Source organism: Labrys sp. E2SS-1L, assembly GCF_057073705.1.
Genome location: NZ_CP172712.1, coordinates 307,332 through 322,399, shown reverse-complemented (window position 1 = coordinate 322,399; position 15,068 = coordinate 307,332). Strand labels below are relative to the sequence as shown.

Annotated in this window: 15 protein-coding genes; 10 read left to right on the top strand and 5 right to left on the bottom strand. The window is 65.9% G+C overall.

Annotation, left to right across the window (positions count from 1 at the left end; translation table 11 throughout):
- Nucleotides 1-19: 19 nt before the first annotated feature.
- The gene (locus ACIGJE_RS01520; protein ID WP_483679138.1) at nt 20-571 is read left to right on the top strand and encodes an invasion associated locus B family protein; all 552 of its coding nucleotides are present in this window, start codon (nt 20-22) and stop codon (nt 569-571) included.
- A gap of 9 nt (nt 572-580) precedes the next feature.
- Here the strand turns inward: ACIGJE_RS01520 and htpX are convergent, their stop codons facing one another.
- From htpX to leuD, 3 genes are all read right to left on the bottom strand, one after another.
- Nucleotides 581-1,516, bottom strand: coding sequence for a zinc metalloprotease HtpX (gene htpX / locus ACIGJE_RS01515; RefSeq protein WP_483680312.1), 936 nt, complete (start codon nt 1,514-1,516; stop codon nt 581-583).
- Nucleotides 1,517-1,733: 217 nt separating this feature from the next.
- Nucleotides 1,734-2,444, bottom strand: coding sequence for a L,D-transpeptidase (locus ACIGJE_RS01510; RefSeq protein WP_322433486.1), 711 nt, complete (start codon nt 2,442-2,444; stop codon nt 1,734-1,736).
- 257 nt (nt 2,445-2,701) lie between these two features.
- A complete protein-coding gene (gene leuD / locus ACIGJE_RS01505) occupies nt 2,702-3,307 on the bottom strand; it encodes a 3-isopropylmalate dehydratase small subunit (RefSeq protein ID WP_483679137.1) in 606 nt (201 codons plus the stop codon).
- Nucleotides 3,308-3,429: 122 nt separating this feature from the next.
- On the opposite strand from leuD, the gene ACIGJE_RS01500 reads away from it, so the two are divergent.
- The 8 genes from ACIGJE_RS01500 (at nt 3,430) to ACIGJE_RS01465 (ending at nt 11,334) form a co-directional block, all read left to right on the top strand.
- The gene (locus ACIGJE_RS01500; protein ID WP_311937548.1) at nt 3,430-4,017 is read left to right on the top strand and encodes a hypothetical protein; all 588 of its coding nucleotides are present in this window, start codon (nt 3,430-3,432) and stop codon (nt 4,015-4,017) included.
- 102 nt (nt 4,018-4,119) lie between these two features.
- A complete protein-coding gene (locus ACIGJE_RS01495; RefSeq protein WP_415086924.1) occupies nt 4,120-5,655 on the top strand; it encodes a trimethylamine methyltransferase family protein in 1,536 nt (511 codons plus the stop codon).
- Between the two features lie 99 nt (nt 5,656-5,754).
- Nucleotides 5,755-6,042, top strand: coding sequence for an aa3-type cytochrome c oxidase subunit IV (locus tag ACIGJE_RS01490; RefSeq protein ID WP_082980274.1), 288 nt, complete (start codon nt 5,755-5,757; stop codon nt 6,040-6,042).
- A gap of 252 nt (nt 6,043-6,294) precedes the next feature.
- Entirely contained in the window at nt 6,295-7,437 is a 1,143-nt protein-coding gene (locus tag ACIGJE_RS01485; protein ID WP_483680310.1) for a Re/Si-specific NAD(P)(+) transhydrogenase subunit alpha, read from the top strand.
- Nucleotides 7,438-7,572: 135 nt separating this feature from the next.
- The gene (locus ACIGJE_RS01480; RefSeq protein ID WP_068299804.1) at nt 7,573-8,073 is read left to right on the top strand and encodes a proton-translocating transhydrogenase family protein; all 501 of its coding nucleotides are present in this window, start codon (nt 7,573-7,575) and stop codon (nt 8,071-8,073) included.
- Between the two features lie 10 nt (nt 8,074-8,083).
- Nucleotides 8,084-9,487, top strand: coding sequence for an NAD(P)(+) transhydrogenase (Re/Si-specific) subunit beta (locus ACIGJE_RS01475; RefSeq protein WP_483678843.1), 1,404 nt, complete (start codon nt 8,084-8,086; stop codon nt 9,485-9,487).
- Between the two features lie 152 nt (nt 9,488-9,639).
- Entirely contained in the window at nt 9,640-10,269 is a 630-nt protein-coding gene (locus ACIGJE_RS01470) for a glutathione S-transferase family protein (RefSeq protein WP_311932708.1), read from the top strand.
- 111 nt (nt 10,270-10,380) lie between these two features.
- On the top strand, nt 10,381-11,334 hold the full coding sequence (locus tag ACIGJE_RS01465) for a glucokinase (RefSeq protein ID WP_367626408.1): 954 nt from the start codon (nt 10,381-10,383) through the stop codon (nt 11,332-11,334).
- A 191-nt stretch (nt 11,335-11,525) separates the two neighbouring features.
- Here the strand turns inward: ACIGJE_RS01465 and ACIGJE_RS01460 are convergent, their stop codons facing one another.
- Nucleotides 11,526-12,701: an MFS transporter gene (locus tag ACIGJE_RS01460; RefSeq protein ID WP_311932710.1), complete on the bottom strand. Its 1,176-nt coding sequence runs from the start codon at nt 12,699-12,701 to the stop codon at nt 11,526-11,528.
- A 54-nt stretch (nt 12,702-12,755) separates the two neighbouring features.
- Nucleotides 12,756-13,694: a LysR substrate-binding domain-containing protein gene (locus tag ACIGJE_RS01455; protein ID WP_311932711.1), complete on the bottom strand. Its 939-nt coding sequence runs from the start codon at nt 13,692-13,694 to the stop codon at nt 12,756-12,758.
- Between the two features lie 479 nt (nt 13,695-14,173).
- On the opposite strand from ACIGJE_RS01455, the gene ACIGJE_RS01450 reads away from it, so the two are divergent.
- Complete coding sequence (locus ACIGJE_RS01450; protein ID WP_311932712.1) at nt 14,174-15,064, top strand: DMT family transporter; 891 nt, start codon at nt 14,174-14,176, stop codon at nt 15,062-15,064.
- Nucleotides 15,065-15,068: the final 4 nt, after the last annotated feature.

Sequence of the window (15,068 nt, the reverse complement as noted above, 5' to 3'; positions counted from 1 at the left end):
GAAGGACGGATAGGCGACGATGCATCGTATGGTTGAATTGACGGTGGCGGCGGGCCTGGCCTGCCTGCTGGCGGGCAGTGCGCAGGCGCAGGCCAAGAAACCTGCCGCCCCGGAGGCTCCCAAGGCGGCGGCCCCGGCGCCTGCCGCAGCCCCGGCTCCCGCGGCGCCCGGTTGGGTGACGCGCTGCACCGCAGACGCCCGGCAGGGCCCGCTCGACTGCGTCGTCGAGGAAAACGCGGTGATGAACACCACCGGCCAGCTCGTGGTCGGCTTCTCGGTACGCGTTCCCAGCGACACTCGCGCGCCCGTGGTGCTGGTCCGCCTGCCGCTCGGGCTCTATCTGCCGGCCGGTCTCAAGCTGCAGGTCGATGACGGCCAAGCGACGAGCTATCCGCTGCAGACCTGCGACGCTGCCGGCTGCTATGTCGGCACGCCGCTCGATGCCGGACTGCTGGCCCGGATGAAGACAGGCAAGCAGCTCAAGACGACCTTCCAGAACCTGCAGCGCAACGATGTCAGCGTCCAGCTGCCGCTCGCGGGTTTTGCGGCGAGTTACGCCAAGATCCAGTGAGATTTCGTCTTACCCCCACGGCCCCTTCGGGCCGCCTGGGCCGAGATCGTCGAGGTTGACGCCCTCGACGAAGCCGCCCTGGCGGGGCGGCTGCCGGCCCGCGCCCATGCGCCGGGCCTGCTCTTCCAACGCCGCGATGCGGTTCCGGGTGTCGGGATGGGTCGAGAACAGATTGTCCATCGGCCGGCCTGACAGCGGATTGATGATGAACATATGCGCCGTGGCGGGATGGGCCTCGGCCTGCTCGTTGGGAATGGCATGGGCGGCATTCTGGATGCGTGCCAGGCCCGAGGCGAGCGCCAGCGGGTTGCCGCTGATCTCGGCGCCCAGACGGTCCGCCTCATATTCGCGCGAGCGCGAGATTGCCATCTGCACCACCATGGCGGCGAGCGGCGCCAGCACGGCGAGCAGGATGGAGCCGATCGGACCGAGCGAGTTGCGCTCGCGATTGCCGGAGAAGAACATGCCGAAATTGGCTACCATCGAGATGGCGCCGGCCAGGGTGGCCGTGATGGTCATCAAGAGCGTATCGCGATGCTTGATATGGGCAAGCTCATGGGCGATCACGCCCGCAACCTCGTCGCGCGACAGCGATTGCAGCAGGCCGGTATTGATGGCGACGGCGGCATTGGCCGGATCGCGGCCGGTGGCGAAGGCATTGGGCTGCGGATCGTCGATCAGATAGAGCTTGGGCATCGGCAGGCCGGCATTGCGGGCAAGGCCGGCCGTGAGCTTGTAGAGCCCCGGTTCGCTGGCGGGGCTGACCTCGCGGGCACCGTACATCGACAGCACCATGTCGCCCGAACGCCAATAGGCGAACAGATTGGTGCCGATGGCCACCAGCAAGGCGATCATCATGCCGCCCTTGCCGCCCAGCATCAGCCCGATCACCATGAACAGGGCCGTCATGCCGGCAAGGAGCAGGGCAGTGCGCGCGTAATGCATCGGAAGGAACCCGTTCGTCATGGCCTGAAAATCGGGTCTGCGATGGTTCATGCGCAAGAGGGTTGCGCATGAAAATTTCGTCACGTGGAGGCTGCAGCGCCAATCAACAGGGGATCGACTGAGGACGGCACGGTTGCGGGCGCGCCGAGGCCGTCCCCGCAATCGCTATACTCGGCACTATACTGGACGGTCTCCGGGCGTTCGCCGGACGCCGCTATCACATCGCCGCTTCCTGGTCGTCGTAGCTGCCGTCACCGCCGTCACCGCCATTGCCCAGCACCACAACGCGCGTGCCGACGGGCGTGTTGTTGTAGAGGTGGATGATGTCCTGGTTGAGCAGGCGGATGCAGCCCGACGACATCGACTTGCCGATCGAGGAGGGGTCGATGGTGCCGTGCAGGCGGTAGAGCGTGTCGCGGTCACCTTGGAACAGATACATGGCGCGGGCGCCCAGCGGGTTGCCGGGGCCGCCGGGCATGCCGCCCGCCCATTTGGCCGCTTCGCTGTCGCGCTTGACCATGTCGGAGGGCGGGGTCCAGCGCGGCCACACCGCCTTGCGCTTGATCGTGGCCCGGCCGTTCCAGGCAAAGCCCTCGCGGCCGACGCCGACGCCGTAACGCGTGGCGTTGCCGCCTTCATGCACGTGATAGAGATAGTGGTTGGGCGGGTCGACCACGATGGTGCCGGGCGCCTCGCCGGTCGGGTCGGAGACTTCGCGGCGCAGGAAGGCCCCATCGATCCGCCTCAGGTCGATCGCCGGGACCGGATTGCCGTTGTCGTCGAAGCCCGCATAGATTTCGCCGTAGTCGTAGTCGCTGCCGCCCCAGCCGTCGAAGATCGAGTCCGCGGAAAGCCGCTTCGACGAGGCGCAGCCGGCCAAAAGGAGGGGAGCGCCGAGCACGAAGAGGCGGCGGGACAGTTGAGGCATCACAGACCTTCCAAACCGGGAATCAGAATGAGCATGCGAATCGCGCGCATACTACAAGCTGATCATCGTTAATTCTTCATTATCCGGTACAATAAGGACGTTCAGAATTCCGGCTCTAGAGGCGGTTTCCCAACGTCATCAGCGGTAATCGGCAAGAGTTCGTGATGCCACAGGAAGTTGCATGCGCGCCTCGCCATAGAGCAGGGCGCGCATTTGAAGTGTTCTCGCGGGCGGTTGCCCGGCCGTACGCGACAGGCTCAGATCCAGGGCCGTGCCGCGGCCGTCTTCTGCTCGAAGGAAGAGATGGAGGGGGTCTTCTCCATGGTCACGCCGATATCGTCGAGGCCCTTGAGCAGCTTGTTCTTGCGGGCCGGATCGATGTCGAACTTGACGCTACCGCCATCCGGGCCGTGGATTTCCTGGGCTTCGAGATCCACCGTCAGCGTGGCATTGGCGCCGCGCCGGGCATCGTCGAACAATTTTTCGAGATCGGACTCGGAGACGACGATCGGCAGGATGCCGTTGTTGAAGCAGTTGTTGTAGAAGATGTCGGCGAAGGAGGTGGAGATCACGCAGCGGATGCCGAAATCGAGCAGGGCCCAAGGGGCATGCTCACGCGAGGAGCCGCAGCCGAAATTGTCGCCGGCAACCAGAATCTTGGCCTCGCGATAGGCAGGCTTGTTCAGCACGAAATCCGGATTCTCGCTGCCGTCATCGTTGAAGCGCATCTCGGAAAACAGGCCCGCGCCGAGGCCCGTGCGCTTGATGGTCTTGAGATATTGCTTGGGGATGATCATGTCCGTGTCTACGTTCATGATTTCCAGCGGCGCAGCGACGCCGGTGAGCGTGGTGAACTTGTCCATTGTGTTCAAACCGTGTGAGATGGGGCCCTGTTGCCCGGTCTTTTATGGCCAGATGGCCCAAGTGACAAGCGAATTGGACGACAAGCAAATTGGGTGACAGGTAAATTGGACCGGAAAGAACCATGTCTGGCTTGTTGAGGCTGAGCGAGGCGGCGCGACGCGCGGCCGTGAAGGCATTGGCGCCCGCCGAGCCGATTGTCTACGTCACCGCGCCTGACCCGCGCGAGGCTGCGCGCAATGCCTTGCCGACCCTCGGGGCCGGCGTCCTGCTCGCCGTGCTCAGCCTGCCGATCGCCTGGGCCTGTCTCGCTGCCGTCTGGCAGGCCGTCCACAATGGCGGCTCCTTGATCCTGCCGGCCTTGTTCAGCCTGCTCGCCGTGCCGGCCTTCCTGTTCGGCCTTTACCTCGTCTGCGCCCCCTGGGCCGCCTATCGGCGGGCCAAGGACCGCGTGGTGCTGATCACCGACCGGCGCCTGGTGCTGATCTCCATCCGCAACGGCGTCGAGGAGGCCCTTTCCGGCAGGGCCATTCTGGGCGTTGAGCGCAAGGGCATCGAACGCGGCTTCGGCACGCTGGAAGTCCGCCATGAGGCGAAGGGTGATGAGGCCGAGACGACCTTGACCGGGCTCGACAATGTCATGGCGGCCGAACTCGCCATCCGGCGGCTTTCGCTCGATCATTCCGTCACCATCATCTCGCCGGTGCACTGAGCGGGCAGAAACTGTCGCCTGTAGAACAGGGAATGTCTGGTTTCAGTCTTTGAGACATTTTCGTCCGGCTAGCATCGCCCTGTCCAATTCAGGAGTGGCGCGATGGGGGCGGAAGCAGGGACCGAGACGAGGCGAGCCCGTTCGGGACGGCGCGGGGCGCGCAGCGGGCCGGCGGCGCCCGCTTACATCACCCGCCGGATTCCACCCTATGAGATTCTGTCAGAGGAAGCTCTCATCCGCATCGAGGAGCATGCCGACCGCATCCTCGAGGAAGTCGGCTTCGAGATCCGCGGCGACCAGGAAGCCGTCGACCTCTTCCGCAAGGCTGGCGCCGAGACCGATGGCTGGCGCATCCGCCCGCCACGCGGCCTGGTCCGCTCGATCATCCAGGCGAGTTGCCCGGCGAGTTTCGTCCAGCACGCCCGCAATCCCGAGCGCTCGGTGGTGATCGGCGGGCCCAATACGGTGTTCTCGCCGGCCTATGGCTCGCCTTTCGTTTCCGATGCCGAACGCGGCCGGCGCTATGGCACGCTGGAGGATTTCGGCAATTTCGTCCGTCTCGCCTATCTGACGCCCTGGCTGCATCATTCCGGTGGCACGGTGTGCGAGCCGGTCGACGTGCCCGTCAACAAGCGGCATCTCGACATGGTGCTGGCCCATATGACCCTGTCGGACAAGGCGTTCATGGGCTCGGTGACGACGGCGCCGCGGGCCGCCGATTCCATCGAGATGTGCCGCGTGCTGTTCGGGGCTGATTTCGTCGACGCCAACTGCGTCATCCTCGGCAACGTCAACACCAATTCGCCTTTGGTGCTGGACGGGGAGGCCTCGCGCGTCATCCGCACCTATGCCAGGGCCAATCAGGCGGCCGTGTGCGTGCCCTTCATCCTCGGAGGCGCCATGGGGCCTGTGACCACGGCGGGCGCCCTGGCGCAATGCTTCGCCGAAGCCATGATGTGCGTGGCCCTCACCCAGCTCGAGCGGCCGGGCGCGCCGGCCATCCTCGGCAATTTCCTGTCCTCGATGTCGCTGAAATCCGGTGCCCCCACCTTCGGCACGCCGGAACCGGCGCTCGGCTATCTCGGCATCGGCGCGCTGGCGCGCCGGCTCGGCGTGCCTCTGCGCTGCGGCGGCAATCTGTGCGCTTCCAAGATCCCAGACGCCCAGGCCGCCTATGAGAGTGCCAATTCGATGTGGCCGGCCTTCCTGGCCGGGGCCCATTTCATCCTGCATGCGGCTGGGTGGGCCGAAGGCGCCCTGGCGATGTCCTACGAGAAATTCGTGATCGATGCCGACCAGCTCGGCGCCTTCCATACCTTCGCGCGGGGCATGCCCGTCGACGAGAACGCCTTCGCGCTCGACGGCTTTCACGAGGTTGGGCCGGGCAAGCATTTCCTCGGCAGCGCCCATACCATGCGCAACTATGAAACCGCCTTCTACGACTTCCCGCTCTCGGACAACAATTCCTTCGAGCAATGGAGCGAAGAGGGCAGCCACGACATCGTCCAGCGCGCCAACCGCAAGTGGAAGGCGATGCTGGAGGCCTATGAGGCGCCGCCCCTCGACACGGATAAGCGCGAGGCTTTGGAAGCTTTCGTCACCGAACGCAAGGCTGCCATGCCCGATGCCTGGTATTGATACGGACGCCGCCGGCGGCCGGGGCCTGCCACCAAATCGCCGCATTGCATAAAGCGGCTCTTCGGGTTAAAGCCCCTTTATCCAATTCTGGGGATGAAAATGGCCGAAGCACATCACGACACGATGACCGCGCACGACTTTTCCGATCACAAGAACACCTATGAGGGGTTCCTGCGTTTTTCCGCGATCGGAATGGCCTGGACCCTGGGCATCGTGGTTGCGCTGGCCATCGGCGGCACCAGCGGCCGCTGGGGCATCTGCTCGATCATCGCGATCCTGTCGACCATCGCCACCGTATTCGGCATGGCGGTGAAGAGCTGGAGCTGGAAGCCCGGCGCCCTCGTGCTGATCCTGGGACTTCTGATCCTGCTGCTCCTCTCCCACTGAAGCGGCGGCTGCCGCAGGGGACATGGCCGGACCTGCGACCGCTCCATGAGGGCGGGAGCCTGTTGCCGCGTCCCCTGGAGCAAAACGCGATTTCTCCGAATCGCACTTTTTACCTAGCTATTTGTTTTTACGCGTTTTCTTGAACGAGAAGTCTATCGGCTTTTCTGGAAAATGCTCTCGGCGAACGATCCCGGCGTAGACCGGAGCGACCTCTCTGCATATCCCTGCAGCCCTGTGCGAGGAGCGATCATGATCGGCATAGCTGTCCCGGCAGAAGTTGAATCCGGCGAACCTCGCGTTGGCGCGACGCCCGACACGGTCAGGAAGCTGCTTGCGCTTGGCGCGGCGGTTCGGGTCGCGAGCGGTGCGGGGCTGGCCTCCGGGATCACGGACGAGGACTATGCGGCGGCCGGAGCGAGCGTGGTGGCTTCCAATGCCGAAGCGCTGGAAGGGGCCGCCATTGTGCTGAAGGTGCGCCGCCCGCGGGCGGACGAGCTCGGCGCCTATCCCAGGGGCGCCCTGGTCCTCGCCATCATGGATCCCTATGGCCAGCACGAGGCGCTGGCCGCTTTGGCGCAGGCGAACGTGTCGGCCTTCGCCATGGAACTGATGCCGCGCATCACCCGGGCGCAGGTGATGGACGTGTTGTCCTCCCAGGCCAACCTTGCCGGTTACCGCGCGGTGATCGACGCCAGTGCCGAGTTCGGCCGGGCTTTTCCGATGATGATGACGGCCGCCGGCACCGTGCCCGCCGCCAAGGTCTTCGTGATGGGCGCCGGTGTCGCCGGCCTGCAGGCCATCGCCACGGCACGGCGCCTGGGCGCGGTGGTCACCGCCACCGACGTGCGCCCGGCCGCCAAGGAACAGGTCGCCTCGCTCGGCGCCAAATTCGTCGCCGTCGAGGACGAGGAGTTCAAGCAGGCCGAGACCGCGGCCGGCTATGCCAAGCCGATGTCGACGGAGTACCAGGCCAAGCAGGCCGCCCTGGTGGCCGAGCACATCAAGAAGCAGGACATCGTCATCACCACCGCCCTGATCCCCGGCCGGCCCGCCCCGCGCCTGGTCTCGGCCGCGATGGTGGACAGCCTCAAGCCCGGCTCCGTGCTGGTGGACCTGGCCGTCGAGCGCGGCGGCAATGTCGAGGGCGCCCGCCCCGGCGAGGTCGTGGTCACGCCGGGCGGGGTCAAGATCATCGGCCATCTCAACGTACCCGGCCGCCTGGCCGCCTCCGCCTCCTCGCTCTATGCCCGCAACCTCTTCGCCTTCGTCGAGACGCTGGTCGACAAGAAGGAAAAGACGCTGGCGCCCAATTGGGAGGACGAACTGGTCAAGGCCACCCTCCTCACCAAGGACGGGGCGGTGGTGCATCCTTCCTTCCAGCCCCAGCCGGCCTGACGGATCTTTGGCGGGCGGGTCTTCAGCTCCATCGAGAGATGGAGCAGGGCCCCGCCTGGAACGGACTGCATCTCATCAAGAGGCGGATCTGAAGGTCCGCCCCCAATCAGATCCATCCCATCGAGGGAGACCGACATGGCCGACACGCCCCAAGAGCTTCTCGACAAGGCCCAGGCCGCGGCGCAGGCTGCCGGCGAGGCCGCCAGACACGCCCAGGACTATGCCGACCAGCTCGCCGCCACGCTGGGAGGCGTGGCCCATGCCGCCACCGGCGGGGCGATCGATCCCTTCGTCTTCCGCTTCGCCATCTTCGTGCTCGCCATCTTCGTGGGCTATTACGTGGTGTGGTCGGTCACCCCGGCCCTGCACACCCCGCTGATGTCGGTGACCAACGCCATCTCCTCGGTGATCGTGGTGGGCGCCCTGCTCTCGGTCGGCGTCGCCTTGGCCGGGGACGAGAGCGGTCCCTGGTGGGCCCGCGGCTTCGGCTTCCTGGCTTTGGTGCTGGCCTCCATCAACATCTTCGGCGGCTTCCTGGTCACCGAGCGCATGCTGGCCATGTACAAGCCCAAGGACAAGACCGCCGACAAGACCAAGAAGACCGGGGCCTCTTCGGCCGCCGGCGCCGGCCAGTGAGGAAGCGTCCATGTCCGTGAATCTCACCCAGTTCCTCTATCTCGTCGCCGGCGTGCTGTTCATCCTGGCGCTGCGCGGGCTGTCCTCGCCGACCTCCTCGCGCCAGGGCAACCGCTTCGGCATGATCGGCATGGGCCTTGCCGTGCTGACCACGCTGGCAGTGTCCCCGCCCTCGGGCGTGTCGGGCTGGCTGCTGGTGGTCGCAGGCCTGGCCGTCGGCGGCGGGCTCGGCGCCGTGGTGGCCAGGCGCGTGGCGATGACGGCGATGCCGCAATTGGTGGCCGCCTTCCATTCGGGCGTGGGCCTGGCCGCGGTGTTCGTGGCCGCCGGCGCCCTCTATGCCCCCGCCGCCTTCGGCATCGCCCATGGCGGGGAGATCGAAGCGCAGTCGCTGGTGGAGATGTCGCTGGGCGTGGCCATCGGCGCCATCACCTTCACCGGCTCGGTGATCGCCTTCGCCAAGCTCAACGGCAACATGTCGGGTGCACCGATCCTGCTGCCGAGCCGCCATGTCATCAATGCGGCCCTGGCCGCGCTCTTGGTCGCCCTGATCATCGCCTTCGTGCTCTCGGCCAGCCACACCCTGTTCTGGCTGATCGTCATCGCCTCGCTGGTGCTGGGCGGGCTGATCATCATCCCGATCGGCGGGGCCGACATGCCGGTGGTGGTCTCGATGCTCAACTCCTATTCGGGCTGGGCGGCGGCCGGCATCGGCTTCACCCTGGGCAACCTTGCCTTGATCATCACCGGGGCGCTGGTGGGCTCGTCCGGTGCCATCCTGTCCTACATCATGTGCAAGGGCATGAACCGCTCCTTCATCTCGGTGATCCTGGGCGGGTTCGGCGGGGATGCGGCGGCGGCCGGCGGCGGCGGCAAGGGCCCGGAGACGCGTCCGGTCAAGCAGGGCTCGGCCGACGATGCCGCCTTCATCATGAAGAATGCCGGCAAGGTCATCATCGTGCCCGGCTACGGCATGGCGGTGGCGCAGGCCCAGCATGCCCTGCGCGAGATGGCCGACCAGCTCAAGGAAGAGGGCGTCGACGTCTCCTATGCCATCCACCCCGTCGCCGGCCGCATGCCCGGGCACATGAACGTGCTCCTGGCCGAGGCCAACGTGCCCTATGACGAGGTGTTCGAGCTCGAGGACATCAATGCCGAGTTCGCCCAGGCCGACGTCGCCTTCGTCATCGGCGCCAACGACGTCACCAACCCCGCCGCCAAGACCGACCCGGCCTCGCCCATCTTCGGCATGCCCATCCTCGATGTCGAGAAGGCCAAGACCGTCCTCTTCATCAAGCGCGGCATGGGCTCGGGCTATGCCGGCGTCGAAAACGAGCTCTTCTTCAAGGACAACACCATGATGCTCTTCGGCGATGCCAAGAAAATGGTCGAGGAAATCATCAAGGGATTCTGAACGAGGCCTGGCACTCCGTCGCGTCTCATATGTGCCGATCATGGGGCTGCCATTGCGAGCTCCGCCAATCCCGCGAATTGGCGGAACTCGCAATGACGGCGAATCCAGCCTAACAATACAACGGCAAGTATAAGGCTCGGGAGGAGGACGCGATGCGGCAATGGCGGCACTATTGGTGTCCCGGCACCGGTTCCCTGGTGGTCGACGTCGCCTTTGCCTGGGCGGGGATCACGCCCGAGCGCATCCTGATCGATACCGACAAGGGCGAGCAGCAGGCCCCCGATTTCCTTGCTGTCAACCCCGCCGCGCAGGTCCCGGCGGTGATTCTGCCCAGCGGCACGGTGCTGACCGAAACGGCGGCGATCCTGCTCACCATCGACGAAGCCTCCGCCGGTGCCGGCCTGCTGCCGGCCGCGGGCTCGACGGCGCGCGCCATCTCGCTGCGCTGGCTGATGTTCCTGGCGACCAACGCCTATCCGGCGGCCTTGAGGACCTATTATTCCGATCGCTTCACGGCCGATGGCAGCGAGGCGGCGAAGGCCGCGGTCGCCGAAGCGGCCAAGCGGGATTCCGACCGTATCTTCACCCTGCTCGCCAATGAGATGGTCGGGCCTTTCCTGCTCGGCGATATCGTCACCATCGTCGACGTCTATGCCGCCATGATCGCCGGCTGGCATGAACAGGCGCGGGCCTTGCCGGCTTTCCGGACCTTGTACAAGACCCTGCAGGCCCATCCGGTGATCGGGCCGGCCTGGCGCCAGCACGAAGGGCGGCCGGATTGATCCGGGCTCGATCCTTCAAAGGGCTTTGACGCGAGGAAGGCAGGCGCTACATCTTGCTGCCCCGATCAAGTCGTAAAACGCCATAGGCAACAACCAAGAAGACGGATTCTCATGACAGACCTGACCTTGCTGGGCGACATCGGCGGCACCAACAGCCGGTTTGCCCTCGTCGTTCAGGGCCGCACCGATTATCGCAGCGAGCGGCATTACGAGAACAAGCGGTTTCCGACCTTCCGGGAGGCGATCGAAGCCTATATCGCCGATGTCGGCGAACGGCCCAATGCCGGGGTCGTCGCCATAGCCGGGCCGGTGGCGGGCGAGATGGTCGGGCCGACCAACCGGCAGAGTTGGCTGTTCAATCCGCCGACCCTGGCGGCGGAGCTGCGCTTTGCCCGCCTCGACGTGATCAATGATTTCGAGGCCGTCGCCCATGCCTTGCCGCATCTGGCGCAGGCCGACACCACGGTGATCGGCAGCGTCTCCACCGCCGTGGCCGGTGGCAATATGGCGGTGCTCGGACCGGGAACGGGGCTGGGCGTCGGCGCCCTGGTGCGCGGCGGCTCGCGCTGGATCGCGGTGCCGTCCGAGGGCGGGCATGCCGAGATCGGCGCGCCATCCGGGAACTGGGCCAAGGCGCATGAACTCATCCGCGGCAAGATCGGCCGCGTTTCGGGCGAGCATGTATTGTCGGGCCCGGGCCTGCAGCGCATCGATACCGCGCTCGCCACCCTGGCCGGCCATCCCGCCGAGCGCAGCGCCGCCGAGATCGGCACGGCGGCTGTGGCGGGGGCCGATCCGGTGGCGGTGGAGGCCACGCATCTGTTCTTCGACTATCTCGCCCGCTTTTCCGGCGATGTCGGCCTGATGTTCGCGGCCAAGGGCGGCGTCTTCCTCTATGGCGGCGTGGTGCAGAAGCTCTCGCCGCTGATGGACGAGGCCGCCTTCCGCGCCGCCTTCGAGGCCAAGAGTCCGCTGGAGAAATTCCTGCGCGAGATCCCGATCCGCCTGATCACCCATCCCACGCCCGGCCTGATCGGCTGCGCGGCAGTGGCGGCGCATTGGTAGGGATGGCGAAGTCGGGGGTGCGACAGGCCTTCTCGCCTTGCGGGTGTCGTTAACTCTCTTGAGTTGACTAGAGGTGGCGCGAAGCGCCGGATGAGGCGAGCCGATACACCGGCATAGGATCATGAGACCGCTCATCCGCCTGGCGGCACCTTCTCCCGCAAGGGGAGAAGGTGATCTTTGTGAGAGACCGATCAGATCGTTGTCGTGTCAGCCTTGTCCCGTCCCGGGCTCCTCAGCACCCTGAGCAGGATGAACACCGCCATGGCGGCGTGAATACCGGCATTGTGGAGATAGAGGCCGGGATCGCCGAGCCAGTGCATCACATAATAGGCCGTGATCGGGCCGAGCACGGCGCCGATGCAGTAGAGGAACAGCAAGGCGGAGGCGACACCGACGGCATTCTCGCGGCCGGTGATGTCGTTGGTATAGGCCGAGCTTGCGTAATATTGCGTGGAGATGATGCCTCCCAGCACGAAGCCGGTGATCACGAAGGGCCAGCCGACCAGGAGCTTGCCGGACCAGTAGATGCCGATCTCGACCAGGGCGGTCAGGGCGGTGAGGCCGATCAGCACCTTGCGCCGGTCGAAGGCGTCGGAGAGCCGGCCGACCGGGAACTGGAAGGCGGCCGAGCCCAGGGTAATGGCCGAGATCAGCGTGCCGGTCTGTACCCCGTCCATGCCGAGCTTGGTGGCGTAGACAGGAGTGAGTGACCAGAAGGGGCCATTGGCGAAGCCGATCAGCGTGGCGCAGACGAAGCCGACCGGCGTGGTGCGCAGGAGCCAGAGAAGACGCATGCCGGCCCGGCGTGTGCCTTTGGGCGGTGGGCCATCCTCGATCAGCAGCAGCGGCGCGAGGCAGACGATGACCACGGCCGCAGCGATGCCGAAAATGGTGAAGGCAGCCGGATCGCCCAGCCGCATGAACTGGTTGCCGATCGCCCAGCCGCCATATTGGGTGATGGAATAGAGGCCGAGCAGGCGCCCGCGGATGCGGTTCTCCGCCTTACCCTGCAGATAGCTTTCGACGATGGCGTAGATGCCGGCCAGGAAGAAGCCGCGCAGGAAGCCGATGACCACCCAGGCATGCGGCTCGACCAGGGTGCCGGCGACCAGGATCATCACCGCCCCGCAGATCGACGACAGGCCGAAGGCCTTGATATGGCCGAAGCGCTGCACCAGGCGCGGCGTCAGGAAGGCGCCGGCGAGCATGCCGCCGAAATAGGCCGAGCCCATCAGGCTGATGGCCAGCGCCGGGAAATGTTCGAGCTCGGCGCGCACCGGCAAAAGAGTGGTGAGAACGCCATTGCCGGCCAATACGCCGGCGACGGCAACCAGCAGGGCGGCGATGGAAGCGTAGGGGGAACGCAAGGCAGCGAACTCGTGGCAGGAGGGTGTTGGACGCGGTGTATGGGAGGAGGCGGATCAACTGGCTGGCGGCGTGCCGTCTCCGAGGAAGGGCGGGCGCGAGAAACGGCGGATCAGCCAGGAGCGGAACAGGGCGATCTCCGGGCGGTCGAGGTCGTCGGGATGGATGGAGAGGTAATAGCCATAGCCGTCGTCGACATGGATATCGTAGGGCCGCACCAGGCGGCCGGCCCGGATCTCGTCCTCGAACAGCACGGGATCGACCAGCGCCAGGCCTTCGCCCGATAGGGCGTATTGCACGGCGAGTTGGGCGGTATCGAAGATGAGGCCACGGTCGAGCGATCCCGGCGCGACATGGGCGGCCCGGGCGAAATTCTGCCACAGGAAGGCGGGAGGGCGGCTGTCGAGCTTGACGTGCAGGAGGTCATTGGTGGCGAGGAAGCCGGCGATGTCGGTCTTGGCGGCTCGCGCTGCGACGTCGGGATGGCACAGGATGGTGAGCTTCACCATCCAGAGCAGGTCCAGCACCTGCGGCGCCACTCGAGGCGGCGTGTAGATCACGGCGACGTCGGCCTCGCGCTCGGCATTGCCGGGCACCGGACGGGAATCGATGTCGAGCTTGAGGTCGGGGAATTCGGCCCGGAAATGGCGCAGGATCGGCACGGCCAGGCGCTGGGCAAAGGTCGTCGGCAGCAGCACGCGGAGGGAACGCTGCGGCTCGCCCCGTTCGCGCATGATCTCCTCCAGCGTGGTGTCGATGCGCTCGAAGGCCTTCTCCACCACGGGCAGCAGGCGCCTGCCGGCTTCGGTGAGTGCCGGCTGCGGCGGCTTGCGGTCGAACAGGGGCACGCCGAGGAAGTCTTCCAGGCCGATGACGTGGCGGCTGACGGCGCTTTGGGAGACCAGCAGGCTCTGGGCGGCGCCGGTGAAGCTGCCTTGCCGCCCCACTGCCTCGAAGGCCCGCAAAGCGTTCAGCGGCAGCCAGCGCCTGTCCATGATGTCGAACCCCGTTGATCGCGGCGATCGGGAGAAAATCGCATCCTCTTACATCATCCGGTTCGGCTGAACTCAATGTTCTACGCGCGACCTGGACGAGGGGCATGATGACGCATGGAGGTTAGTGCCACAGGAGGAGAGGCGTCTGCGGGTCACGACGTTTCGGTTCGCGAACGGCGACACCCGCTGGTTTTGGCGCGATGCGGTTCACTGAAAGGAAAAACGCTTCGATGTGTCATAGCCGGGCTTGACCGGGCTATCTTCAAGCCCCGACCGCAAGATGCTGGATTGCCGGGTTGGGCCCGGCAATGACAAGGGTCGTGCAAATCCGGAAGATGTTTAAGCGAACCGTATTGGATCTTGCCAGGAAGATTCCACCGAATCGCGACATCTGAGCACAGGGCTCTCGCTCGCCTCGAGCCGGGGACGGTGCTATAGCCCCTCTATCAGCTCTGCGTTGCTGCCTCGCGTACCCCTCCATGCCCCCCCTTACTCCCCCCGATTCACGCCCTCTGACCGGCATCGCGCTGGCCTCGGTCGGCTATTGCCTGTTCGCCATCCAGGATGCCGCCGTCAAATGGCTGGTGGCGAGCTATGAGGTGCCGCAGATCCTGTTCCTGCGCTCGGTCGTCATCCTGGTGGTGGGCATGGCGATCGCCTGGCGCCAGGGCCAACCGCCGATCTGGCAGAGTCGCAACAAATGGGCGCTGACCTCGCGCGGCCTGCTTTTGCTGGTGGCCTGGCTCAGCTTCTACAATGCCTCGCGCTATCTGGGCCTGGCCGATCTCACCACCATGTATTTCGGTGCGCCGGTGATGGCGGTCGTGCTCTCCATCCTGATCCTGAAGGAGAAGGTCAACGTCGCGCGCTGGCTTGCCGTGATCGCCGGCTTCCTTGGCGTGATCGTCGCGGCCGATCCCTCGGGCCGGCCCGATTTCCTGCCGGCCGCCATGGTGCTGTTCGCCGCCTTCTGCTGGGCCTGGGGCACGGTGCTGATCCGGCTGATCAACCGCTCCGAGAGCACGGCCAACCAGATGATCGCCACGTCGGGCCTGTTCGTGCTGGTGTGCGGGGCGGCGCTGCCCTTCATCTGGAAGACGCCGGATGCCATGGGCTGGGGCCTGATGCTTGGCCTCGGCCTCGTCTCCGGCATCGCCCAGTACCTGCTCTATGAGGGCTATCGCTACGCACCGGCCTCGGCGCTGGCGCCGGTGGAATATACCGGCCTGGTCTGGGCCTTCATCTATGGCTATCTCCTCTGGCAGGATGTGCCCAAGCCCCACGTCTTCGCCGGCGCGACCCTGATCGTCGCCGCCAGCCTCGGCCTGGTCTGGTGGGAGGCGCGCGCGGCGCGGCTGCGGACGGCCTGAGCGG

What these genes read in the sequence shown, in the direction of transcription:
- ACIGJE_RS01455 (WP_311932711.1), bottom strand. Translation starts at nt 13,694, where the DNA reads ATGGACAGGCGCTGGCTGCCGCTGAACGCTTTGCGGGCCTTCGAGGCA.
- ACIGJE_RS01500 (WP_311937548.1), top strand. Translation starts at nt 3,430, where the DNA reads ATGTCTGGCTTGTTGAGGCTGAGCGAGGCGGCGCGACGCGCGGCCGTG.
- ACIGJE_RS01490 (WP_082980274.1), top strand. Translation starts at nt 5,755, where the DNA reads ATGGCCGAAGCACATCACGACACGATGACCGCGCACGACTTTTCCGAT.
- ACIGJE_RS01465 (WP_367626408.1), top strand. Translation starts at nt 10,381, where the DNA reads ATGACAGACCTGACCTTGCTGGGCGACATCGGCGGCACCAACAGCCGG.
- ACIGJE_RS01520 (WP_483679138.1), top strand. Translation starts at nt 20, where the DNA reads ATGCATCGTATGGTTGAATTGACGGTGGCGGCGGGCCTGGCCTGCCTG.
- ACIGJE_RS01470 (WP_311932708.1), top strand. Translation starts at nt 9,640, where the DNA reads ATGCGGCAATGGCGGCACTATTGGTGTCCCGGCACCGGTTCCCTGGTG.
- ACIGJE_RS01510 (WP_322433486.1), bottom strand. Translation starts at nt 2,444, where the DNA reads ATGCCTCAACTGTCCCGCCGCCTCTTCGTGCTCGGCGCTCCCCTCCTT.
- ACIGJE_RS01480 (WP_068299804.1), top strand. Translation starts at nt 7,573, where the DNA reads ATGGCCGACACGCCCCAAGAGCTTCTCGACAAGGCCCAGGCCGCGGCG.
- htpX (WP_483680312.1), bottom strand. Translation starts at nt 1,516, where the DNA reads ATGCATTACGCGCGCACTGCCCTGCTCCTTGCCGGCATGACGGCCCTG.
- ACIGJE_RS01450 (WP_311932712.1), top strand. Translation starts at nt 14,174, where the DNA reads ATGCCCCCCCTTACTCCCCCCGATTCACGCCCTCTGACCGGCATCGCG.
- ACIGJE_RS01495 (WP_415086924.1), top strand. Translation starts at nt 4,120, where the DNA reads ATGGGGGCGGAAGCAGGGACCGAGACGAGGCGAGCCCGTTCGGGACGG.
- leuD (WP_483679137.1), bottom strand. Translation starts at nt 3,307, where the DNA reads ATGGACAAGTTCACCACGCTCACCGGCGTCGCTGCGCCGCTGGAAATC.
- ACIGJE_RS01475 (WP_483678843.1), top strand. Translation starts at nt 8,084, where the DNA reads ATGTCCGTGAATCTCACCCAGTTCCTCTATCTCGTCGCCGGCGTGCTG.